We start from the raw sequence: 21,584 nt of genomic DNA on the forward strand, positions 1-21,584 counted from the left end.
CACAGAAATGATCGATACGATCCGCCGGTGAGCACACGCCGCCGGCCCGGCCAGCTGGAGACCGAGATCGTCACCGTTCTCGGCCGCGTCACCGATCCGCTGACCCCCGGCGAGGTCCGTGACCTGCTCGATCCGAGCGGTCAGCTCTCCTACAGCACCGTCGTCACCACGCTCACCCGGCTGCACGAGAAGGGCGCGGTCGCACGACACAGAGACGGACGAGCCTTCCGGTACGGGGCCTTGGCCGACCCCGCCGGCCTGGTCGCCGACCGGATGACCCGCCTGATGGCCGTCGAGCCGGATCGGGCGTCGGTGCTGCGGCGGTTCGTCAGCACGCTCAGTGAGCAGGACGAGCAACTGCTGCGTGACCTGCTCCGCGAGCCGGACTGATTCCTTTACAGCTTATTTACAGCGCTCCGGGCGGGAACGTCCGTGTCGGGGCGCCGCTCGGCCGTGGCAGCGTCCTCGCGGCAGCCCACAGACCGGAGAGGAACAGCGCCGGCACGAGCATCGGCAGCAGCACCCCATCCTCCCGGCCGTTGTTCGCGATCAGCAGGAAGAGTCCGGTCGCGGCCGTCAGCAGACCCGCCGCCCAGAACGCGTAGAAGCGCCGGGAGTGCGCGGGCGGCTCCGGCTCGCGGGTGGCGAGCACACCGGGGTTCCGCTCCACCCAGACGCCGGCCACCTCGACCGGGACGTCGGGTATGCGCAGGTCACCGGATCGGGTCCGGTGCGGGAGGCGATCCGGCACGCCGCGGCGCCTAAGCACGGACCAGAGGGCGAAGGCGATCGCCACGGCCGGGAAGAACTGCACGGTGCCGCTGTCGGCCCTCATGAAGAGGGCGAACTGGAGCACCAGCGCGGCGACCGCGACGAGACTCACCCACGGGGACCACGGCGCGAGCCTGCGGTGACGCCGCAGGCTGCGAGCGGTCCTCGGGTCGACCGGGAGCTGCGGGATCGGCAGCCGCCGGCTCTGCGGGACGTCTGTCCACTCCGGATCGGGCGTGCCCGTGGTGATGGACAGGGGCGGGATCCGGAGGTCGGTGATCATGCCGGCGGGGATGACCAGGTCGATGCGTTCGATGATCGCGAGGGTAGCAGCCGCCGGGTAGGTCACCGGAATTGTCGTTACGATGGCGGCCTGATCCGGTTTCCGGGGAGGTCGCAGGGTGGTGGGCCGGGACTTCTTCATCAGTTATGCGAGCGAGAATCGCGCCTGGGCGGAATGGATCGCGGCTCAGCTGGAGAGCGCCGGATATTCCACGATTTATCAGGCGGCTGACTTCCGGCCGGGCCGCGATTTCGTGCACGAGATGCACGATGCGGTCTCGTCGGCGGCGCGCACCATTGCCGTACTGACGCCGGCCTATCTGCGTTCGGAGTTCGGGGAAGCGGAGTGGCGGGCGGTGTTCGCCCAGGACCCGAGCGGGAGGAAGGGGCTGCTGATCCCGGTACGGGTCCAGCCGTGCGACCCGTCCGGGCTGCTGACCACGCGGGTCTATGTGGACCTCGTCGACGTGGACGAACAGGTGGCCCGCAAGAAACTGCTGGCCGCCGCGGAGAAGGACCGGCCCCGGCCGGCCGGTGGCGGGTTTCCCCCCGCCGCCGCCAAGCGGTTCCCCGGCGCCGGGCCGGTGGTGTCGAACCTTCCGGGACGCAGCCGGGTCTTCACCGGACGGGCCGAGCTGATCGACGCGATGTACGCGGGACTGCGGTCCGACGCCCACGGCGCCGCGGCGGTGGTGTCCGAGGCGGTGCACGGACTCGGCGGGGTGGGAAAGACAACCCTCGCCATCGAGTACGCGTCGCGGTTCCGCAGCGACTACGAACTGGTGTGGTGGATCGACACGGAACAGCCGGCGACCGTACCCACGCAGCTTGCCGCTCTGGGGCGGCGGCTGGGGTTGCCCGAGACGGCGGATGAGCGGGACGCGGTGGCGGCGGTGTTCGCCGAGTTGCAGGGCCGGTCACGGTGGTTGCTGATCTATGACAACGCCGAACAGCCGGCATCGGTGACCCCGCTGATCCCCACCGCCGGGAACGGGCATGTCCTTGTCACGTCACGGTGGCCGGCGTGGCGGCGGCACGCTCACGCGGTGGCGGTCGGTGTGTGGCCTCGGGCGGAGTCGGTGGCCTTCCTGCGGGCGCGGACGCCGCACACCGACGAGCGGCTGCTCGGTGAGCTGGCCGACCTGGTCGGGGATCTGCCGCTGGCGGTGGAGGAGGCGGCCGCCTATCTGGAACAGACCGGTGAGGATCTCGCGGCGTACGTGGAACTGGTCCGGGAACGGGGGCGGGAGATCTTCGCGGCGCAGACCGCGCCGCCCGGCCTCGATCAGCAGCGGGTGGCTTCGGTGTGGACGTTGTCGCTGGATCGGGTGCACGCCGAGGAGCCCCTCGCCGAGCAGTTGCTGACGCTGCTCGCGTTCCTGGCGCCGGAAGCGCCCCGGGATCTGCTTCTCAAGCGACCGGATCTGCTACCGGAACCACTGAGCGCGGCCGCCGCGGACCGCCTGGTCTACAACCGGGTGCTCGAAGCAGCGGGCCGATACGCGTTGATCAGCCTTAAGCCGGCAGAGATCGGCATGCACCGGCTGGTGCAGGCGGTCGTGCAGTCCCGGCTCGACGCGGAAGCGGAAGCCCGCTGGGTGAGCTCCGCTGTCCGGCTGGTTGACCAGCTGTTCCCCCGGGACAGCTGGGAGCCGGCGCGCTGGCCGGAGTGTCAACGGCTGCTGGCACAGACCCTGATGGTGACCGAGCATGCCGAGCGGCTGCAGGTCGACGGAGCGTGGGCCGGAGCTCTGCTGTACCGGGCCTCTGCCTACCTGCGGGAAGTCGGGCAGTACCTGCAGGCGGAACCACTTGCCCGGCGCGCGTTGGCGTTCGCCATCTCTGATCTGGGCGCCGATGACCTCGAGACCGCATGGAGGCACGATGAACTCGGCCGCGTGATGCGACACCTGGGCCGACTGGATGTGGCCCACGCGGAGTCAGAAAAGGCCCTCTCGATCGGGCTGGCCCGGCGGGGACCCCATCATCACACCATCGGCGTGTTCCGCAACAACCTCGGCCTCGTGTTGGGGGACATGGGCCGCCTGGACGAGGCCTACTCCGAGCACGAGCAGGCGCTCGCCATCGGCCTGGACGAATTCGACCCCGATCACCCGCAGATCGGGGTTCGGCGCAACAACCTCGGCCTCGTACTGCGGAGAATGGGCCGCTTGGACGAGGCCTACTCCGAATACGAGATGGCACTCAACATCAGCCTTTCGGCACTTGGTCCCGACCATCCCACCATGTGCATACGGCGGAACAACCTCGGCAGCGTGTTGCAGGGGCTGGGCCGGCTCGATGAGGCGCGGACTCAGTATGTCGAGGCGCTGCGGATCGCGCTGACCACTCTTGGTCCCGATCATCCGAGGTCGAAAGCGATTCAACAGCGCGTGGACGAACTACATGATCAGGTCAGCCACACACTCGGGGAGGACAATGGTGACTGAGGCGCCCGACGTCGTTCTTGCCTACTGGAACGAGCACCGCCAGCAACTGCGCCAATCCGAGAACCAGCGCGCCACCATGACCAACTTCGTCCTGGTGATCACCGCGGCGCTGAGCGGTCTCATCGTCCAGCAGAAGTTCGCCGCGGCCACCGTTCCGCTCGGGCTGCTGATCACGCTGATCGGCCTGTTCGGAGCGGTGATCGCTGCGAAGTACCACGAGCGCGCGGCCTACCATCTCGGCCAGGCCCGCGCGCTCAGCGTCACCCTGAAGGACCTCGGTGTCCTCGCCGAGGACGCGAACATCGGTGACTTCCGGCAGCGGCACTACGACGCCTACCCTCGCCTGCGCCGCCTGCGGCTGCACTCACTGTGGACCGGCCTCAACGTGGCCGTCGCCGCGTACGGGATCGCCCTGGCTATGGTCGCTCTTTTCTGATCAGGCTTTTCCGAAGGCCCACTCCACCGTGACCGTGACCGACAGCTGCTGCCGGCCGGGTTCGATCGGCACGGCTGAGTCCGCCGCCGCCTTCAGCGCGCTCGCCATGTCCTGCCCGTACGGCCGTCCGTAGCTGGGCGTCTCCTCGCTCACCCTGATCACGCGGCCGAGCAGCCGGCCGGCCTCCCGGGCGTACAGTTGGGCCTTGGCCCGCGCGTCGGCAAACGCCTTCTTCCGCGCCTCGGCGAGCAGCGCCGCGTCGTCCTCGATCAGAAACGTCGCGCCGCTGAGCCGCGCAGCATCACCGCCGGCGGCGATCGCAGCGGAGATCGTCGCGCCGGCCTTCGGCAGGTTCCGGATCTTCGCGGTGAGTCCCTGATTGACGGTGTAGCTGGTGATGTCGCCCTTGTCGTTGCGCTGCGGGTTGATCCCGGCGTCCGAGGTCTGCAGGTCGACCTTCTCCACGCCGGTCTTCACGAGCGCGTCCCGCATGCGGGTGGCGGCCGCGTTGGCCCGACTCATGGCGTCGGCGACGGAGGCGGCGCTGATCTCCACCCCGAGGTTCACGGACAGCGTGTCGGGCTTCCCGGACACCTGCCCGGTGCCGGTGACCAGAACGCTGTCCTTGGATCGGTGGGCGGCCTTGCCCTGGGGCGCGGCGGGCGCCTTCGCGGCGGAGGACGGGCTGGTGGCTGCGGGCGCTTCGGTAGCAGCGGGCGCCTTCGCGGCGGCGGGCGCTTCCGCAGCGGCGGGCGCCTTCGCGGCGGCGGACGCTTCCGCAGCGGCCGGTGATGGGGGCGCTGCCGATGCCGGGTGGGCGCCGAGGAGCCCGGCGGAGGGGGCGGCGAGGGTGGCCAGGGCGACGAGGGCCGGCATGGCCATGCGTGGCTTGTTCACGCGGCCCATCCTGGGGGACGATTTATCCCGATTTAGTACGCCACGCTCGCCGCCCGCTCGTGAACCCGGAGAACTCCCTCGCCCGAGCGACCCGTCCGCGATTCCCGATCATCAGCAACAGTCATACGTGGTATGAGGAATTTCTGTTGGCCACCTCAGACAGCGGCGCGGAACACTTGGCTCATGACTCAGCGTCGAGATATTCGAGCAGTTCGAAGGCCGCCCGCATCACATCCCGGTGCCGCCATTCGGCCGCGCGGTAAAGACAGGCGACGAGCCCACTCCGGTGCACCCGGCGATAATCCCCGAAGACGAACGCGTGCCGGGCCTTCGTCTCCTCGTTGGCTCCTTCGGTGAGCCCGAGGTGCCATTCGCCGTATTCCTGCCAGCTGTGTTTCTGGAGATAGGCGTTGCCCGCTGCCGCGTCCGGTTGCACCTGTCCCCAGTCGCTCTCCAGCACGTACTGCCGAGCTTCGATCAGCCGCCGGGCCCGGGCGACAGCGGCCGGGTTCACTGCGTAGGACGCCATGGCCGAGCAGATACCCGGCGCTGTCGTTTCTATACAAGACTCCGCGCCCCGCCGCTTCTTAGCATTCCAGCATGCGCGAACTGATCTACACCGGATTCATGTCCCTCGACGGCGTCCTCGACTCCCCCGGCGGCGGCCCGGGTGAGGACCATCGCAGCAGCGGCTGGGTGTTCAAGGACATCGAGTTCCTGCCCGAGGCGGTCGCCCTCAAGGGTGAGGAGCTGGCCGAGACGTCGGCGTTGCTGTTCGGGCGGCGCAGCTACCAGGCGTTCGCTCCGGTCTGGCGCGACTCCGAGGACCACGCCGCCTACAAGGAGCTGCCGAAATACGTGCTGTCCACGACCCTGACCGAGGAGGACCTGCTCGACGGCTGGGGGGACACGACGATCCTGCGTTCCGCCGAGGAGGTTGATGAGCTGAAGAAACAGGACGGCGGGGCGATCTTCATCCACGGCAGCGCGGAGCTCGCCCGGACCCTCGCGGAGGCCGACCTGATCGATCGGTACCACCTGCTCGTCTTCCCGGTGCTGCTCGGCGCCGGCAAGGGCCTGTTCAGCCGGGCGGACCAGGACAAGCGGATGCTGCGGCTGCGTGACTCGGCGTCATACCCGAACGGCGTGGTCAAGCTGATCTACGGTGTCGAGCGGTAGGGCGAGTGCTCCCCCAGCGCCGTCACGCAGCTGGCGTGCGGTGCGCCCGACGTAACGCTGCAGCGCGCGGGCCAGATGCGGCTCGTCGAAGTAGCCGAGCGTGCCGACCACGTCGGCGACGGGGACGCCGCGGGCGAGCAGCACGGCGGCGGCGCGGACACGTTCGATCTGGCGGACGGCGCCCTGGGTCAGGCCGGTCGCGGTCCGGAAGCGGCGTTCCACGGTGCGGGGCGAGACCTCGTACCTCCGGCCCTGTCGCAATGACGCGACGACCGGGTCGCGGATCACGACGCCGGAGCGGACCAGCCTGTCGACCAGGGCTTCCGCGTCGTCCGGGCCGGGCGTCTCCCAGCGCGTGCGGTCCAGCTGGAACGTGCGCCGGGTGGTGTCCGGCAGCTCGACTCCACTGTCGAGCAGGGACGACGCGGGCAGGCCGCGCAGCGAGGTGCCGACCGCGAACTCGATGCCGGTGAAGGTGGCGCCCTCGGGGACGGGCGCGGTGCCGGTGCGGCTCTCCGGCCCGGTCACGGAGGCGTAGGACCGTCCGCGCTGTTCCCAGAAGACCAGGCCCCAGCACGGTGTCGCCACCGAGGTCATCGTGGTGACCTGCTCACTCGCGGAGGTCCACACCGCATCGACCCACGCCGAGTCCGACGCGCGGGTGGTGAAGGTCAAACCCATGGACACAGAGCATAGGTACGGGTGACCAGGCGCCCCATGAGGTCACTGCCAGTGACAGGAGGTGGTTCACCCTCCCGGGCGCGACGCCCGTCACAATCGCCCTATTCACCCTTTTTGTAAACGCGTGCGGAGATAGCTTTGCGACCGGATACCAGTCGAAACACAGAAAGTCGCTCCCTTGCTCCGCCTGCTGCTCAGCTCCGCCAGCCCGCTCACCATCGTCGCCGTCAGTCTCACGCTCTGTGCTGTCACCGCTGCGCTCCTGCGACGCACGGTCCGGCCCGTGGTCGCCGCCGCCTACCGCCGGGCACTGGCCCGGCTGCGGCCGCACCTGCCCGGCCCGCTGCGGCGTGCCGCGCGCTGGTGCCGGAGCCGGATCGATCCGACCACCGCGCGGTCCATGCTGGTCACCGGCGCGGCCGCGGCGATCGCCTGGACGGCGGCGGACACGCTGCACCTGGCCGGCGCGGTCAACGCGGCGATCTCGGCGACGCTGTCGGTGCAGATGAGCTCGTTCGCCTCGATGCGGGAGGGCGCCCAGCGTCTGATCGGCACGCTCGCCGGGATCGCGGTGACGGTCGGGGTGTGGCACGCGTTCGGCCTCAGCCCGTGGTCGATCGCGATGATCGCCGGGTGCGGGCTTGCGGCGGGCCGGCTGCTGCGTCTCGGCGACGCCGCGCTCACCGTCCCGCTGACCTCGCTCGGCATCCTGGTCGGCGGCAGCACGGTCACCGAGGAGTTCGTCTGGGAGCGGGTCGCCGCGACAGCGCTCGGCATCGTCGTCGGCGTGATCTTGTCCCCGCTGGTCAGCGGCATGACCGCGATGGAACGCTCGCGGCACGAGCTGGCGCATCTCTCCACCGAGATCGCCCGGCTGCTCGGCCAGCTCGGCGCCGGGGTGCGCCGCGGTTACGACCGGGAGCAGGCCGAGGAGTGGCTGGCGAAGTCACGCGAGCTCAACGCGGACCTCGAGGACGCGGTGGCCGCCGTCGACGAACTGTCCCGGCAGGCCCGCTGGTCGCTGTCCACGCCGGTCACCCGGGTGACGCCGCTGCACCGGACGCAGCGCGCCCTGGAGCACGGCGTGCACCAAGTCAACTCGGTGGCCCGCTCGATGTTCGACGCCGCCGCGACACCGCAGGCCGCCCACGTGCCGGAGCAGATCGGTGAGGTGCTCACGGCCGCCGCCGACGCGTTCGCGGCGCACGCGGCCCTGGTCGAGGACCCGAAGACCGACGCCACCGCGGACGCCGGCGAGCTGAACGAGCTGCTCGGCGACCTGCGCGAGGCCCGCCGGCAGACGCTGCGCACGGTCCGCACCGAGGTCGACGACACCGGCGTCCTTGTCCTGACCGGCTCGATCATCACCGACATCGACCGGATGGCGGGCTCGCTGGAGAAGTCCGCGCCCGCGCTGACGGTGGGCCTGCGCGAGCCGGGCCCCGCGATCCCGGCGGTCTCCGAGATCCTCCCCGCCGTCCGCCTGGCCTGGGAGAAGGCCCTGACCACCACGGGCCGCCGCTGACCATCGCGTGGTGGCCACCAAGGCCACCACGACGAACAGCGCGAGGGCGATACCGAGCAGGACGCTGGCGTGGGCGTTTGTGGCGGCCTGCTCGCCCCTGGACCTGCCGTAAGCAGCCTATGCGCTGGCTCCGCAGCGACGGGCGAAAACTACTTCGAAAAGCGTCCATCCGTTGATTTCAACCGGCTCCGGCATGTCCGGCCACCAAGCGCCGTTCAGTGCCTCGTCCAGAATGGCCCGGGCCGTTCCAGGTTCATGAAGGTTCAGAGCCCGACCGCCTTGCGCGATGACCGCGCCGCTGTGTCGCAAGCCGTCCGGCACGAGGCGACCCTCACCAGCACGGAAAGCGACCTCAAGTCGCCCTCGTGATCTATGTCGACGAATCGTGAATATCTCGCGGCATCCCAAGTACGTCGGCGGAGTCTGCGGTTCATCGACACGTTCGTGTAGGTGTCTGACGTCCCATAAGAATCGATCGGCGCCGACGAGCAACGAGCGTGGCCCGGAGCGTCTTGGCATCCCTGAAGCCTAAGGGCGCGACCCTGTAGCGACAACAACTACGCATTGCGCAGCGTCCTGTTCCTCACCGTAGGCGATCTCCGCCGTCACCGACACACACTCGTGCCGATGAGCGGTCATGTTGGGTGGGTCAGGTCGGGATTAGCCACGCCGCCAGGCGGTTCTGCTCGTCCTCGGGCATGGGCCAGGTGGCGGGCTTGACCCAAGCGACGCGCCCGTGACCGCAGATTCGCGAGCCTTCGTACATTCGGAGCACGTCATCCGGTCCCACGTCTCGCCAGTCCGAAGTGTGCTCGAGAAACAGCGCGACGACGATCGCCCGGACGCCTTCCCCGGGGCGAATTTCGGGCCGCGAGAAGGCCAGTACGGGTCCTGCGGTCTGCTTTCCTCCAGGCCAATCGGGTAACCCCCAGTTGGGCCGATACGTGAACCGGCCTTCCGCGGCATAGCTGCCGAGCAGCGGTCTTGAACGCCCGCCGTCCTTCGTCAGCACAAGATCAAGATCGATCCCGATCGCCAGCACGTTCACCGGTTCCATGAGCGAAGAATAAGGTTCGCTGGCGGCGGAGCCGCACGGATCCACCGCAAGGTGTGCGCCGCGCCGTCCACCCCAGCGCCGTCAAAGGGGTGGTAGGTGGTCACCAGCCGTCGGGCCGACCTGGTTGTCCAGGAAATAGCAGTACAGGCGCAGGTCGGCTTCCAAGCCGTCGTCCAGGTAAGCGAGGTAGTCCGTGAGCCCGGTTGCGGCTTCGCGTTCATCGTCGCGATCCGAGGTGCTCCATCGGCTGTGTTTCGTTGTGATCCAGTCCCGTAGGCGGCGGCGGTCCTGCCACCATTCGCGTACCAGGCTCAGTGTCCAGTGATGGTCACCGTCGCAGGCCCAGCCGGCCCAGGGATCTTCCTGTACGGCGTCGACAACCGCGTGCAGTTCCTCGACGTTGCGCGGCTGCCGATAGAGGAATTCCTGCTCGTAGTCGAGGTCACCGCCGTAGAGGACGTGGCGTGGTGCGTGCAGTCGGCCCACCCAGCAGTTGTCGGTCATGGCCCCGTAGATGGGCCCCGGAACGTTACGCCAGTTGCGCTCGTGCCACTTGCCCTGGAACGTGGCTTTAAGATCCGATCGCAGATCAGGCCGTGGTTCTGCAGCGAAGACGGCGCCAAGGTGCGGTAGCGGATCCCAGTACTGCGCCTCGTTTCGCTCGCTCACGAAGGCATCGTAGAAGCGTCCGGTAGGGCCGCCGCACGGTCATGATCAATCGAACTCATCTAGCCTCGGATGCAGCATATCGGCGGCTCGCCAGGTGACGTGCTCCTCTGCCACGGTCCGAGCACTAGCGTGCCGCCTCGCCGTCGCGGCCGGTCGCGTGCTTGGCTGGACAGGTGATCTAGGCTCCTCCGGTGAGTACGCACGATGTTCTGACCATTGGCAGATTGGCAAATGGTCTCTACGTCGAATATCTCGGCGAGACGACGACCGACGATCTGATGGTGGGTGTGGGCGACCCGCCGCCTCTGTGTGACCGTCTCTGGCACGGGCATCCCGGCATCATCTGGGAACCGGCGCTGCAGTTCGTCCAAGTGAGGTGGGTAGGCCTGGAGGACACGGTCGAGAGCTTCGGGATCGGATACAGCTCTGACGATGACGGCAGGTACCGCGGCCTGGGCGTCATCGCAGCCTCCGACTACGAGAAACGGCGCCGCCGCGTACTGGCAGGGCAGACACCGCAGGAATGAACGAGATGGGTGCCGTGGACAACGAGGCGAGACGCCAGGTTGTAGGCGCCTTGACGAGGCTGGCGCAAAGCACGGACTACCGCGACAGGGCCGATGCGGGCCGTTCGCTTGCCAGTTTCGCTGACGTGCCGGGTGCACACGAGCCCCTGCGGAGGTTGCTGCTCGACGTCACCGACACCTTCGTCACTCGCGCGACGGCTGAGGCGCTGCTGCGGAGACAGGACGCCGCTGGCCTTGCCGCGGTGGCATCGGCGCTCGCTGAGGCCGACTTCAATCATATGACCTGGATCCACACAGCCGTCCTCGACGTGTTCGGCGTCTTCGCCAGAGAGGGATACCGCACTCGGCACCACTGAGGAATTGATTCGTGACCATGACGCGCGGTCGAACGGTCAAGGCAGAGGAGGGTGGCTTACGGCTGACGCGGAGCCACTCTCATGGCCGCTCAGCGCTTTCGGCCGCCGGGCACCGCGCTCCGGACCGCTTCCATCGCACCGACACGATCATGGTCGACTTGGGGGCGAATGACGACATTGGTACGCACGCTGCAATGCCGCCGGATGGCAAAGCTTCCGGAACTGAATGACACGGAAGATCTCGTTGCGCTCAACGCCACCGTCGACGGCCGGCTGGTCGCCGTCTCGGTGTCGGGTAGCCAACGAGGCAAGCTACCCGGCTTGCGGGTACGAGTTCACCTGCACGATGTCCACGGCTGGCGTTCGGTGGAACTGGCGGCCGCTGAGAAAGCGCGCTCGGCCCGGTCTCCACCGTGCCCCTGCGGGTAGGGCACCCGGAAACTAGCGGAACGTGGCGGCGAGCAGCAGCCAGCCGCCCGCTGTCAGCGGGATCGACCAGGCCAGCGCGATCAGGCGGTCCCGCCACGACCGGGCCAGCAGGACGATCAGGCCCAGTCCGAGCACCGCCAACAGGGCCGCGTAGGCGACCAGGTCACCCGTCTGGTAGTTCGGGTCGCCGAGCCGTGTCAGCTCCCGCACCCCCTCGGCGAACAGCACCGCGGCGGGCAGGGCCAGCGCCGGGAGACGCAGCGGTCCGGGTCTGCGGGCGAGCACGCCGCCCGCGCCGAAGACCGCACCGGCGATGACGCCGGAGCCCATCCAGAGGATCGCGGTGGTGTTGGTGAGGTTGCTCCAGTCGTCGCCCTGGATCAGGGCGGCGGCGAGGTAGTAGCTGGGGACGGCGACGACCAGGCACACGATCGCGGCGGGGACGGCGGCCGGGAGCCGCCACCGGCTGAGATGGGTGAGCAGGAAGGCGGCCACCGCCCAGGCCGCCATGGAGTTGCCGAGGCCGGCGAACGGGTACGGCACGTACTTGATCCACACGAAGTCGAGGAATCCGAGCAGGAAGCCCGCGACGGGGGCGACGACTGCCGCGTGCCGCTTGATCATCATGAGGACCGATCGTAGGCACGGTCCGGGCGCCGGGGATCGGCTCCGGGGCGGATCCGGCGAGTCCGCGGGTCGGCCGAAAGTCAGAGACCCCGCCCCGAATAATTCAGCCTGGTCTATATTGGTCCCCCATGGGCGCGCTCCCACCCCCACGAGCCCGCCTCCAGTTGTTAGCGCTCACAAGACCACGGGCGCTCACAAGACCGAAGGATCCCCACATGTCCCCCAGACATCCCCGCCGATGGCGCGCCGCCCTGGTCGGCGCCGTCGTCACCCTCCTGGCCGGCGCGGGCGCCGCGTTCGGCATCCAGCAGGCCAGTGCCGCCACCGTCAACACCGCCGCCTGGTACGTCTTCGTGAACCGGCACAGCGGCAAGGCCATGGACGTCTACAACCTGTCCACCACCGCCGGCGCCGGCATCGCCCAGTTCACCCGCAACGACGGCAACTGGCAGCAGTGGCAGTTCGTCGACGCCGGCAGCGGGTGGTACAAGATCAAGAGCAGGCACAGCGGCCTGGTCCTGGAGATGCCGAACGCGACCGACGGCACCCAGCTGATCCAGAACACCGACAACGGCACCACCCGCCAGCAGTTCACGCTGAAGGACTCGGCCAATGGTGACGTGCGGTTCGTCAACCGGCACACCGGCAAGGCCCTCGACCTGTGGGAGTGGTCCACCGCCGACGGCGCGATCATCTCCCAGTTCGCCGACGCGGACGGCGCCAACCAGCGGTGGCAGATGGTCCAGGTCGGCACCGGCGGCAGCACGGCCGGCTGCGGCAGCGGCACGTTCCAGTCCGAGGTCACGGTCAGCGGCAGCACCTGGACCGCCCGCAACGCGTCCGGCGCCGCCGTCTACACCGGCACCGACTTCCGCGCGGCCGTGCAGGCCGGCATCGGCAGCCTCACCGCCGGGCGCACGAGCATGCAGCGCGTCGTGGTCCGCGGCAACGGCTCGATGAGCGCGGGCAGCCGCATCTCCCTGGCCAACTGGACCTCGCTGTCGGTCTGCGGAACCATCAACGTCACGGGTACGGGCAGCGGCGACTACGCCCCGATCTACGCCCGCGGGGTCAGCAACATCGAGGTGCCGTACCTGAACCTGACCGGCGCCCCGATCTACGGCATCTTCCTGCGCAACGTCTCCAACGTCTGGCTCGGCCAGCTCGACATGCGGCTCAGCGCCGGCCTCGGCGTCCGCATCGACAACCGCGGCAACACCGCCGAATGGACCAGGAACGTCAAGATCGACAATGTGTACGTGTCCGGCGCGAGCTCGCACGCGGTGGAGACCTACGGCGTCGACGGCATCACGATCGGCACCGTGACCGCGCGCAGCGTCGGCGAGTCGGGTCTGCTGCTCAACCAGACGATCAACGCCACCGTCGGCACGGTCGACGCCGAGAACGCCGGCACGGGTACGGGCTACGCCGCTTTCCGGATGGCCAATCGCAACGGGCGAGTCGGTGACGCGTACCCGAACAACATCAAGGTCGGGCTGGTGAAGGCGCGCGGCGGCGGGCGTGGCGTGTTCTGCGTGTCGGAGAGCGGCGGCTTCACCATCGACCGGGTCGACATCGCCAACACCGGCAACAACGCGATCCTGCTGGAGAACTGCTACAACGGCGTGATCGCCAGGGTGTCCGGCACGGTCAGCGGCGGCGGTGAGATCCGGATCGCGGCGCGCACCGATTTCGCCCCGTCGTCGGGCATCAGCCTGCGCAACCTGACGGTCGCCAACACCAACATCACCTGGAGCCCCTGTACGGGCAGCAACAACACGATCAGCAACGTGACGCGCACGAACTCGACGCTCACCTGGTGCTGACGGCGGTCCGATGCGGTCCCGGCGCGCTGCCGGGGCCGCATGTCACGCTCGGCGCGAAACCGGCCGGGCGTCACTCGGGACGGCCGCGAATGAAGCCGCGCAGCAGCAGGTGGAGGATCAGCCCGATCGGAATCGCCAGGACGATCCCCACGAAGTCGCTGTCGGCGTCGTGGACCGCCGGGTTGCCGGCCAGCGCGGTGAACACGCCACCGACGGAGAGCACGGCCGAGGCGAGCGCGAACGGCAGCAGAATCCCCGGCAGGGCGAACACGGTGATGGCCGCGACCACGGCGGCGTCCTGCACGCGGTTGCCCAGCCGCGGGCCGTGACCGGTCAGCAGGACGACGACCACCACCAGGGCCACGGTGAACGCGACAGTGCCCAGGGTCCGGCCGGTCGTGGGCTGGGCCGAGGAGTACCGCAGCAGCCACGGCACTGATGCGGCGAGGACACCGGCCGGCACGGCGACCAGCGCGCGCCGGCGGCTGATCACGCCGGCCGCGTGCGTTCCGGCGGCGACCGCGATCAGGGCCAGCAGCGAACCGGTGAGCGCGCTGCCGAGCATGAGCTCCGGCTCGACGTCGGTCGGCGACTCGGTCAGCGTCACCAACCCGGCCGCCGCGGCGGCGACCAGCGCGGCGGCGAAAGTCACGGCCCGGCCGGGCACGGCGTGGACAGCGCCGGCCGCCGTACCGTCGCGCCGGGCCGCCGCCGGGACGGTGAGGGCCGCCGCGCCGCAGAGCAGCGCGGCTGCCAGCGCCGGAAGCGCGACGCCCGACACCGGGTCGAACCGGTCGACGACGATGTCGGCCGCCAGCCATCCGCCGCCCGCGACGAGCACGGCGGCGGTGGCCCGGCGGCCGCCCCGGACGGCCACCACCAGCACCACGGCCAGCCCGATCAGCGCGGCCCAGCGCAGCTCCCGCGCCCAGTAGGTGTTGTTCTCACCGAAGGCGTCCGGCCCGGTGGGCTCGCTGACCGGCTGCAGGTCGGTGACGCCGAACGCCCAGACCAGCGCCGACGCGGCGACCAGCCCGAGCAGCAGCAGGCGGTCCGTCCACGGCCACCGGACCGGCCGGGTCGTGACACCGGCGGCCGCGGGAGCGTTCGAGGAGCTCATGACCGGCGAGCGTAACGGTTGGCTACCGCTGCACCACGATGCCGTCGTCCGGCGGTGGCGGGGCTGCGGCTTCCCCGTACCCTCGCGCCATGGTTCTCCCGGTCTCCGATGATCTCAGCCTCGGCACCTGGCGGCGCGATCCGGGCACCGTGGTCCGCCGGGCCGTGTCCGCGCCGGCCGGTGACCCGGCGTCGCCGGCCATCGTCGCGGAGTCCGAGGCGCCCGGGGTGGCGACGGACTGGCTGCCGCACGCGCATCCGATGCACGAGCTGGTCTGGGTACGGGGTGGAACACTCACCACCCGCATCGGCAACCGCATCCACACGGTGCCGCCGGGGTTCGGCCTGTGGCTGCCGGCCGGCGTGATCCACGGCGGACGGCTGACCGCGGCCGCCGAGCTGCACGACGCGTTCTTCGCGCCGGACCGCACGCCCGTCACGTTCGACGGCCCGACGTCGATCACCATGACCCCGCTGCTGGAGTCGCTGCTGTTCCGGCTGGCGCGCACGGATCTCGGCGTGGCGGCGCGGGCCCGTACCGAGGCTGTGGTGTTCGACGTGCTCGAGGCGGCGGACCGGCAGTTCGCGCTGGAGCTGCCCGGTGATCCGCGCATCGATCCGATCGCCGAGGCGCTGCTCGCGGACCCGGCCGACGATCGTGGGCTGCAGGAGTGGGCCGCGCATCTCGGTCTGAGCGACCGGACGATCACGCGGGCGTTCCGGGAGGCGACCGGGTTGTCGTTCGCACAGTGGCGGCAGGCGTTGCGCATCCACGAGGCCCTCGCCCTGCTGTCGGCGGGCGCCGAGGTCGGCGCGGTGTCGGAGCGGCTCGGCTATGCCCAGCCGAGCACGTTCATCGCGGCGTTCCGGCGGGTGATGAACGTGACACCGGGGTTACTGACCCCACGCGCCTGATGTCCGGAATCCCGTATCCGGTGTCCGGGGTGCGGGATTGCCGACAAGTTGATCATCACCTAGCCTCCGTAAGGCAAGGCAACCCTTACTTGAGGAGCTCCACCGATGCCGCACGCCGTCCTGCGCGGTGACCAGCTGGACCTGCGCTACGGCAGGACCACCGTGGTCCACGGCGTCTCGGTGGCGCTGGCGGCCGGGCACGTCACCGCGCTGATCGGCCCGAACGGCAGCGGCAAGTCCACCCTGCTGCGCGCCCTCGCCCGGCTGCACCGGGTCGACGGCGGCGAGGTGGTGCTGGGCCGGCCGGAACGACGCGCGTCCCTGCTCAACGCCCGCGAGTTCGCCCGCGAGGTCACCCTCTTCTCGCAGTCCCGCCAGGTCCCGCACGGCCTGAGCGTCAGCGAGGTCGTCGCGTTCGGCCGCCACCCGCACCGGCGGCGCTTCGCCGGGCCGTCGGCCGCGGACCGCGCCGCGATCGAGCGCGCCATGCGGGTCACCGGCGTGCAGGACATGGCCGCACGGCCGGTCGGCGAGCTCTCCGGCGGCGAGATGCAGCGGGTCTGGCTGGCCGCCTGCCTGGCCCAGGAGACCGGCGTCGTGCTGCTCGACGAGCCGACCAACCACCTCGACCTGCGCTACCAGATCGAGACCCTCGACCTGGTCCGCGACCTCGCCGACGACCACGGCGTCGCCGTCGGCATCGTGCTGCACGACCTCGACCACGCCGCCCGGGTCGCCGACACGCTGCTGCTCCTGCGCGCCGGGCGCATCCACGCCGCCGGCGACCGGGTCGAGGTGCTCACCGCCGCCAACCTCAGCGAGGTGTACGACCTGCGCGTCGAGGTGGAGATCGACCCGCGTACCGGCCGCCTGCACATCGACCCCGTCGGGCGGCATCCCGCCCGCCACCGCACCACCTCAGGAGAGACGCTCGCATGAAACGCCTTATCCGCCTCGCGGCCGCCGCCGCGACGGTCGCCGTGACGGTCACGGCCTGCGGCACCACCGAGGTCGAGGAACCGGCCGCCGCCGGCTCGGCCGCACCGGTCTCGCAGACCTGCGCGAACGACACCACCACGACCGCGACCGGGCCGGTGTCGATGACCGACGGCGTCGGGCGCACGGTCAAGCTGGACAAACCCGCCCAGCGGGTCGCGGTGCTGGAGTGGCAGCAGACCGAGGATCTGCTCACGCTCTGCCTGAACCCGGTCGCGGTCGCCGACCCGAAGGGCTACGCCACCTACGTGAAGGCGGAGACGCTGCCCGCGGACGTCGCCGACGCCGGTCAGCGCGGTGAGCCCGACCTCGACGCGCTCTACGCCACGAACCCCGACCTCATCGTCGTGGAGGCGTTCAAGGCCGACGACGAGCTGATCACCAAGCTGGAGAAGCGCGGCGTGCCGGTGCTCGCCACGGTCGGCGCGGACGCCTCCGGGCAGATCGCCAACATGAAGAAGGTCTTCTCGATGATCGGCACGGCCACCGGCCGCACCGAGCGGGCCGACCTGGTGCTCCAGCAGTTCGACAAGCACCTCGCCGAGGCCAAGCAGAAGGTGGCGAACGCGGCGGCCCGCGACTTCCTCTTCTTCGACGGCTGGATCGAGGGCGGCAACGTCGTCATCCGGCCCTACGGCGAGGGCGCGCTCTTCACCGAGCTCGGCGAGCAGCTCGGGATGACCCCGGCCTGGACCGAAAAGATCAATGCGGCGTACGGCAGCGGCGGCGTCGACCCGTCCTACGGTCTCGCCCAGACCGACATCGAGGGCCTCACCGCCGTCGGCAACGCCACCCTGTTCTACTCCGACGACGCGACCCCGGACAGCTACGTCAAGGAACTGACCAAGAGCCCGATCTGGACCGCGCTGCCGGCCGTCAAGGAGAAGCGCGCCTACGCCTTCCCGGCCGGTGTCTGGGGCGCCGGCGGCCCGCTCTCCAACGAGCAGGCGATCGACGCGTACGTGAAGATCCTGACGCAGGCGTGAGCGACACCCGGGTCCGGCCGGCGCTGCCCGCCGTCGGGCCCGGTCGCGGCGCGAGCGGGACGGCCGTGCTGGCCGTCCTGCTCGTCGTGGTCGCCGCGACCGGGCTGTGGCACGTCACCCAGGGCACCTCCGGGGTCGGGTTCACCGACCTGCTGCGCTACCTGCTCGGCGCGCACGCCGACGTCGGCGGCGTGCCCATCGCCGACGTGGTGACCGGCTCCCGCCTGCCGCGCGTCTTCGCCGGGATCGCCGTCGGCGTGGCGCTCGGCGCCGCCGGGGCGCTGCTCCAGTCGGTCACCCGCAACCCCCTCGCGGCCCCGGACACCCTGGCCGTCACCGCCGGCTCCTACTTCGCGCTCTGCGCGGTCGCCGCGTTCGGCCTCGCCGTCCCGCTCTGGGCCTCCGGCGCGGTGGCCTTCGGCGGCGGGCTGCTCGCCGCGGCGCTCGTGCTCGGCCTGGCCGGCAGCGCCTCCGGCATCGGCTCCACCCGGCTCATCCTGGCCGGGTCGGCGGTCGCGATGGCCCTCGACGCGGGCGCGGCGACCCTGCTGATCCTCTTCAAGGAGAACACCACCGGCCTGTACGCGTGGGGCAGCGGCTCACTCGCCCAGCTCAACCTGGACGCCGCCGAACGCGCCACCCCGGTCGTCGCGGTGGTGCTCGTCGTCGCGCTGCTGCTGGCGCGCCGGCTCGACGTGCTCGGCCTCGGCGACGACACGGCCGCCTCGCTCGGCGTGCCGATCCGCTCCACCCGGCTGCTCGCGGTGCTCTGCGCGGTGCTGCTGACCAGCATCTCGGTGACCCTCGCCGGCCCGCTCGCCTTCGTCGGCCTGGCCGCCCCGGTCGCCGTGCGCCTCGCCGCGACCCGGATCGGCGCGCTGAGCCGGCACCGGTTCCTGATCCCGGCGTGCGGCCTGGTCGGCGCGCTGTTCGTGCTGCTCGCCGACGCCGTGCTGCGGGCGCTGATGGGCGCTCAGGCGGCCGCCTCGATCCCCACCGGCGTGCCGACCTCGCTGCTCGGCGCAATCGTCATCGTGGTCCTCGCGCTGCGGCTGCGTGACACCGGCGCGGCGCCGGCGCCCGGCGCACCCGTCGCCATCCGCTCCCGCCGCCGCTTCCTGACCGTCACGGTCGCCGCGGCGGTCCTGCTGGTCGCGGCCGCGGTGGCCGGCCTGCTCGCCGGCAGCCTGTGGCTGCGCACCGGCGACATCGCGCTCTGGCTGCAGGGCGCCGCGCCGGACCTGATCGGCCGGGCGCTCGACGACCGGGCCCCGCGGGTCGCCGCGGCCGTCGTCGCCGGCATGGCGCTCGCCCTCGCCGGAACCGTCGTGCAGGGCACCGTGCGCAACCCGCTCGCCGAACCCGGCATCCTCGGCATCACCGCCGGCGCCGGCCTCGGCGCGGTGATCATCGTGACCTCGGGCGCGCCCGGCGGCCGGCCGGTCCTGATCCTCACGGCCGTCGCGCTGGGCCTCGCCACGTTCGCGCTGATCGCGGTGCTGGCCTGGCGCGGCGGGCTGCTGCCGGACCGCTTCCTGCTGATCGGCATCGGCTGCGGGTACGCGCTCAGCGACATCAGCACGTTCCTGCTGCTGCGCGCCGACCCGTGGGACACGCCACGCATCCTGACCTGGCTGTCCGGCACCACGTACGGCCGGACCTTCGCCGACGTGGTGCCGGTCGCCGTGGTGCTGCTGCTGGCCACGCCCCTGGTGCTGAGCATGCGCCGGGAACTGGACCTGCTCGCGATCGACGAGGACACCCCGCGGGTCTTCGGCGTGCGGCGGGAAGGAACCCGGCTGGTGCTGCTGACGGTGGCGGCGGTCGCGGCGGCGGTGAGCGTCGTGGCGGTCGGCGTGGTCGGCTTCGTCGGCCTGGTCGCCCCGCACATCGCCCGCGGCCTGGTCGGCGTCCAGCACCGGCGGATCGTCCCGGTCGCGATGCTGCTGGGCGGGCTGCTCGTCTGCGTCGCCGACACGCTGGGCCGTACCCTGATCGCGCCGTCCCAGATCCCGGCCGGTCTGATGATGGCGCTGATCGGCGCCCCCTATTTCGTCTGGCTGCTGCGCCGCTCCCGGGTCTGATCACCCGAGAGGCGGCGACGTTGCACCTGCCGTAGCGGCATGTGGTCTCCTCGAGGCACCCCAGCACGGAAGGCTCCGCCTGTGACCTACTCCCCCGTCATGCCGCCCCGGCAGGTTCAGATCGGTGACGCCGCCGTCTTCGCGGGGACGACGCCGCGCGCCATCCGCCACTACCACCAGATCGGTCTGCTGCCGGAGCCCGAGCGGGGCGTGGACGGTCGCCGCCGCTACGGCTACGACGACATGATCCGGCTGCTGTGGATCCGCAGGATGGCGGAGGCCGGCATCAGCCTCGACGACATGCGGGCCGCCTTCGGGCAGACCCGGGACATCGGCGAGGTGCTGGGCCGGCTGGAGGAGACCCTGGCCGCCCAGGAGGCCGAGATCAAACGCCGGCGCGCGGCGGTCCATCGTCTCCGCACCGTGGGCAGCCCGCTGGGACTGCTCTCCGACCTGGTCGCCGACCGGCTCGGCGACCTGCCCCCGGGCGCGCTGCGCCCCGCCGACCTGGACGCGCTGCTGGTCACGGAACGCATCTTCGGCCCGCTGGGCGCCGCGATCCAGGCCAGCGTGTTCATCGTGCTCGCCACCCACCCCGATCTGCGGGCCGAACAGGACCGGCTGGACGCGGCCGAGGCGGCCCTGGACGACAGTGTGAAGCCCGAGGATCCGCGCGTGGAGGAGCTGGCGGTCCAGCGATGCGCCCACCAGCTGGCCCTGGACCGAGCGGTGGAGACAGCCGGTCTGGACGCGGACGAGGAGAGGCTCTTCGAGATCTACGACGCCGGCGGGTCGGAAGACACGGGCAGCCGGTTGAGCGCTGCCGCAGCGGTCGCCACGATGCCGTATGACCTGTCCCCCGCCCAGAAACGCTGCCTGGAACGCACGGCACAACTCCTCGCCGACGCCCCCGGCGGCTGATCACCGGCGACGGAACGGTTCAGAAAGCTCCTATCTCGTAGAAGAAGAACAACCGGAAAAGGGTGGGCCACACCGTCCAGAACTGCGGTGCCGGCCCCTCACCCTCAGGAGACAGGCTCGCCACCACGAAGAGTGCCGTGACCGGGACGAGGATGAGGGCCGGTGACGTCAGCACGGCGATCTGCACCCATGCCCGCCGGCTCCAGGCGCGGGAGCCGGCGGCGCCGGCAAGCGCGCCCATCACGGCTCCGATGAGCGCGCCGATGGTCGATCCGGTGGTCGATCGATAGAACGTCATGACCGGTCCGAGACCGTCATGGGTATAGGCGAGGACCAGATCACCTCGCTGGGCCCGCCAACTCGTACACGAAAATCCGGCGATCTCGTCGAAGTCCTCCCATCCCTGCTTGATCGCATTGGCTCGGGCGAGGCCGTCCAGGCCGCAGTCGTCCTCGACGGCCGAGAGGTCGCTTCCGTCGTCGAGCTTGTAGGGGATCTCCACGTAACCGGGACCGGACTCCTCGTCGCCGAGGCGCGAACCGTAGACGAAGTCGCGCCGGTCGATCTCGCCGGCCGGGGTGACGCCGGGCACGATGTCCCGGGCGATCCGCAGCGCCTCGGTGTTGCCCGGCAGAGGGCCGGGATCGAGGCCGCCGATCCACGATCCCGCGGTCGCGCCGGCGATCCCGAGCACCATCGCGCTGAGCGCCATCGCCGCACTGCGCGTCCAACCTCGGGACTCGGTCAACGTGATGAAGCCTTTCTCGCCGGCGCCGGGTGCGGACATCGGATCATAGGTGATCTTGTGGCCCGGAACCGTCCGGCAAACAGCTGGTGTGCGTGTTCAGCTT

At 70.5% G+C, this 21,584-nt stretch carries 22 protein-coding genes; 13 read left to right on the forward strand and 9 right to left on the reverse strand.

Going from position 1 to position 21,584, the window contains the following annotated elements; all coding sequences use genetic code 11:
• Positions 1-27: 27 nt before the first annotated feature.
• Positions 28-390 carry a BlaI/MecI/CopY family transcriptional regulator gene (locus AMIS_RS21865; RefSeq protein ID WP_041829965.1) on the forward strand — a complete coding sequence of 121 codons (363 nt, stop codon included), beginning with the start codon at positions 28-30 and terminating at the stop codon, positions 388-390.
• Between the two features lie 16 nt (positions 391-406).
• Here AMIS_RS21865 and AMIS_RS21870 read toward each other — a convergent pair whose 3' ends face one another.
• Positions 407-1,120, reverse strand: a complete 714-nt coding sequence (locus tag AMIS_RS21870; RefSeq protein WP_014444557.1) for a hypothetical protein — start codon at positions 1,118-1,120, stop codon at positions 407-409.
• Between the two features lie 52 nt (positions 1,121-1,172).
• On the opposite strand from AMIS_RS21870, the gene fxsT reads away from it, so the two are divergent.
• A complete protein-coding gene (gene fxsT / locus AMIS_RS21875; RefSeq protein WP_014444558.1) occupies positions 1,173-3,503 on the forward strand; it encodes an FxSxx-COOH system tetratricopeptide repeat protein in 2,331 nt (776 codons plus the stop codon).
• Positions 3,493-3,939 carry a hypothetical protein gene (locus AMIS_RS21880; protein WP_014444559.1) on the forward strand — a complete coding sequence of 149 codons (447 nt, stop codon included), beginning with the start codon at positions 3,493-3,495 and terminating at the stop codon, positions 3,937-3,939. Before fxsT ends, AMIS_RS21880 begins: the two co-directional genes overlap by 11 nt.
• Here the strand turns inward: AMIS_RS21880 and AMIS_RS21885 are convergent, their stop codons facing one another.
• Both AMIS_RS21885 and AMIS_RS21890 read right to left on the reverse strand, forming a co-directional pair.
• Positions 3,940-4,845 (reverse strand): SIMPL domain-containing protein, encoded by a 906-nt coding sequence (locus AMIS_RS21885; RefSeq protein ID WP_014444560.1) that lies wholly within the window; start codon positions 4,843-4,845, stop codon positions 3,940-3,942.
• Positions 4,846-5,017: 172 nt separating this feature from the next.
• The gene (locus tag AMIS_RS21890; protein WP_014444561.1) at positions 5,018-5,365 is read right to left on the reverse strand and encodes a hypothetical protein; all 348 of its coding nucleotides are present in this window, start codon (positions 5,363-5,365) and stop codon (positions 5,018-5,020) included.
• A 71-nt stretch (positions 5,366-5,436) separates the two neighbouring features.
• On the opposite strand from AMIS_RS21890, the gene AMIS_RS21895 reads away from it, so the two are divergent.
• Positions 5,437-6,015, forward strand: coding sequence for a dihydrofolate reductase family protein (locus tag AMIS_RS21895; protein ID WP_014444562.1), 579 nt, complete (start codon positions 5,437-5,439; stop codon positions 6,013-6,015).
• Here the strand turns inward: AMIS_RS21895 and AMIS_RS21900 are convergent.
• Positions 5,968-6,696, reverse strand: a complete 729-nt coding sequence (locus AMIS_RS21900) for a helix-turn-helix domain-containing protein (RefSeq protein ID WP_014444563.1) — start codon at positions 6,694-6,696, stop codon at positions 5,968-5,970. The genes AMIS_RS21895 and AMIS_RS21900 overlap by 48 nt on opposite strands.
• Before the next feature lie 178 nt (positions 6,697-6,874).
• On the opposite strand from AMIS_RS21900, the gene AMIS_RS21905 reads away from it, so the two are divergent.
• Positions 6,875-8,221 (forward strand): FUSC family protein, encoded by a 1,347-nt coding sequence (locus AMIS_RS21905; protein WP_014444564.1) that lies wholly within the window; start codon positions 6,875-6,877, stop codon positions 8,219-8,221.
• Between the two features lie 649 nt (positions 8,222-8,870).
• On the opposite strand, the gene AMIS_RS42820 is transcribed toward AMIS_RS21905, so the two are convergent.
• Together AMIS_RS42820 and AMIS_RS21910 are read right to left on the reverse strand one after the other, a co-directional pair.
• Positions 8,871-9,278, reverse strand: a complete 408-nt coding sequence (locus tag AMIS_RS42820) for a hypothetical protein (protein ID WP_157434970.1) — start codon at positions 9,276-9,278, stop codon at positions 8,871-8,873.
• An 81-nt stretch (positions 9,279-9,359) separates the two neighbouring features.
• On the reverse strand, positions 9,360-9,947 hold the full coding sequence (locus AMIS_RS21910) for a hypothetical protein (RefSeq protein WP_014444567.1): 588 nt from the start codon (positions 9,945-9,947) through the stop codon (positions 9,360-9,362).
• 191 nt (positions 9,948-10,138) lie between these two features.
• On the opposite strand from AMIS_RS21910, the gene AMIS_RS40725 reads away from it, so the two are divergent.
• Positions 10,139-10,474 (forward strand): hypothetical protein, encoded by a 336-nt coding sequence (locus AMIS_RS40725; protein ID WP_014444568.1) that lies wholly within the window; start codon positions 10,139-10,141, stop codon positions 10,472-10,474.
• 14 nt (positions 10,475-10,488) lie between these two features.
• The gene (locus AMIS_RS21920) at positions 10,489-10,830 is read left to right on the forward strand and encodes a hypothetical protein (protein ID WP_157434971.1); all 342 of its coding nucleotides are present in this window, start codon (positions 10,489-10,491) and stop codon (positions 10,828-10,830) included.
• A gap of 441 nt (positions 10,831-11,271) precedes the next feature.
• On the opposite strand, the gene AMIS_RS21925 is transcribed toward AMIS_RS21920, so the two are convergent.
• Positions 11,272-11,886, reverse strand: coding sequence for a DUF6518 family protein (locus AMIS_RS21925; protein ID WP_014444571.1), 615 nt, complete (start codon positions 11,884-11,886; stop codon positions 11,272-11,274).
• 215 nt (positions 11,887-12,101) lie between these two features.
• On the opposite strand from AMIS_RS21925, the gene AMIS_RS21930 reads away from it, so the two are divergent.
• Positions 12,102-13,712, forward strand: coding sequence for an RICIN domain-containing protein (locus AMIS_RS21930; protein ID WP_014444572.1), 1,611 nt, complete (start codon positions 12,102-12,104; stop codon positions 13,710-13,712).
• Positions 13,713-13,782: 70 nt separating this feature from the next.
• Here AMIS_RS21930 and AMIS_RS21935 read toward each other — a convergent pair whose 3' ends face one another.
• The gene (locus tag AMIS_RS21935) at positions 13,783-14,832 is read right to left on the reverse strand and encodes a hypothetical protein (RefSeq protein WP_014444573.1); all 1,050 of its coding nucleotides are present in this window, start codon (positions 14,830-14,832) and stop codon (positions 13,783-13,785) included.
• A gap of 89 nt (positions 14,833-14,921) precedes the next feature.
• On the opposite strand from AMIS_RS21935, the gene AMIS_RS21940 reads away from it, so the two are divergent.
• The 5 genes from AMIS_RS21940 (at position 14,922) to AMIS_RS21960 (ending at position 20,733) form a co-directional block, all read left to right on the forward strand.
• Positions 14,922-15,746 carry a helix-turn-helix domain-containing protein gene (locus tag AMIS_RS21940; RefSeq protein WP_014444574.1) on the forward strand — a complete coding sequence of 275 codons (825 nt, stop codon included), beginning with the start codon at positions 14,922-14,924 and terminating at the stop codon, positions 15,744-15,746.
• Positions 15,747-15,851: 105 nt separating this feature from the next.
• Positions 15,852-16,685 (forward strand): ABC transporter ATP-binding protein, encoded by an 834-nt coding sequence (locus AMIS_RS21945; protein WP_014444575.1) that lies wholly within the window; start codon positions 15,852-15,854, stop codon positions 16,683-16,685.
• A complete protein-coding gene (locus AMIS_RS21950; protein WP_014444576.1) occupies positions 16,682-17,728 on the forward strand; it encodes an iron-siderophore ABC transporter substrate-binding protein in 1,047 nt (348 codons plus the stop codon). The genes AMIS_RS21945 and AMIS_RS21950 overlap by 4 nt, the downstream gene beginning before the upstream one ends.
• Positions 17,725-19,812 (forward strand): iron ABC transporter permease, encoded by a 2,088-nt coding sequence (locus AMIS_RS21955; RefSeq protein WP_014444577.1) that lies wholly within the window; start codon positions 17,725-17,727, stop codon positions 19,810-19,812. The genes AMIS_RS21950 and AMIS_RS21955 overlap by 4 nt, the downstream gene beginning before the upstream one ends.
• Positions 19,813-19,893: 81 nt before the next feature.
• Positions 19,894-20,733 (forward strand): MerR family transcriptional regulator, encoded by an 840-nt coding sequence (locus AMIS_RS21960; RefSeq protein ID WP_014444578.1) that lies wholly within the window; start codon positions 19,894-19,896, stop codon positions 20,731-20,733.
• Between the two features lie 19 nt (positions 20,734-20,752).
• Here AMIS_RS21960 and AMIS_RS21965 read toward each other — a convergent pair whose 3' ends face one another.
• A complete protein-coding gene (locus AMIS_RS21965) occupies positions 20,753-21,520 on the reverse strand; it encodes a hypothetical protein (RefSeq protein WP_014444579.1) in 768 nt (255 codons plus the stop codon).
• Positions 21,521-21,584: the final 64 nt, after the last annotated feature.

Source organism: Actinoplanes missouriensis 431, from assembly GCF_000284295.1.
Classification (GTDB): domain Bacteria; phylum Actinomycetota; class Actinomycetes; order Mycobacteriales; family Micromonosporaceae; genus Actinoplanes; species Actinoplanes missouriensis.

Bases quoted from the DNA above. Each gene is read 5' to 3' on its own strand.
- AMIS_RS21880 (WP_014444559.1), top strand. From the start codon at position 3,493: ATGGTGACTGAGGCGCCCGACGTCGTTCTTGCCTACTGGAACGAGCAC.
- AMIS_RS21885 (WP_014444560.1), bottom strand. From the start codon at position 4,845: ATGGGCCGCGTGAACAAGCCACGCATGGCCATGCCGGCCCTCGTCGCC.
- AMIS_RS21890 (WP_014444561.1), bottom strand. From the start codon at position 5,365: ATGGCGTCCTACGCAGTGAACCCGGCCGCTGTCGCCCGGGCCCGGCGG.
- AMIS_RS21895 (WP_014444562.1), top strand. From the start codon at position 5,437: ATGCGCGAACTGATCTACACCGGATTCATGTCCCTCGACGGCGTCCTC.
- AMIS_RS21900 (WP_014444563.1), bottom strand. From the start codon at position 6,696: ATGGGTTTGACCTTCACCACCCGCGCGTCGGACTCGGCGTGGGTCGAT.
- AMIS_RS42820 (WP_157434970.1), bottom strand. From the start codon at position 9,278: ATGGAACCGGTGAACGTGCTGGCGATCGGGATCGATCTTGATCTTGTG.
- AMIS_RS21925 (WP_014444571.1), bottom strand. From the start codon at position 11,886: ATGATGATCAAGCGGCACGCGGCAGTCGTCGCCCCCGTCGCGGGCTTC.
- AMIS_RS21930 (WP_014444572.1), top strand. From the start codon at position 12,102: ATGTCCCCCAGACATCCCCGCCGATGGCGCGCCGCCCTGGTCGGCGCC.
- AMIS_RS21935 (WP_014444573.1), bottom strand. From the start codon at position 14,832: ATGAGCTCCTCGAACGCTCCCGCGGCCGCCGGTGTCACGACCCGGCCG.
- AMIS_RS21940 (WP_014444574.1), top strand. From the start codon at position 14,922: ATGGTTCTCCCGGTCTCCGATGATCTCAGCCTCGGCACCTGGCGGCGC.
- AMIS_RS21945 (WP_014444575.1), top strand. From the start codon at position 15,852: ATGCCGCACGCCGTCCTGCGCGGTGACCAGCTGGACCTGCGCTACGGC.
- AMIS_RS21950 (WP_014444576.1), top strand. From the start codon at position 16,682: ATGAAACGCCTTATCCGCCTCGCGGCCGCCGCCGCGACGGTCGCCGTG.
- AMIS_RS21965 (WP_014444579.1), bottom strand. From the start codon at position 21,520: ATGTCCGCACCCGGCGCCGGCGAGAAAGGCTTCATCACGTTGACCGAG.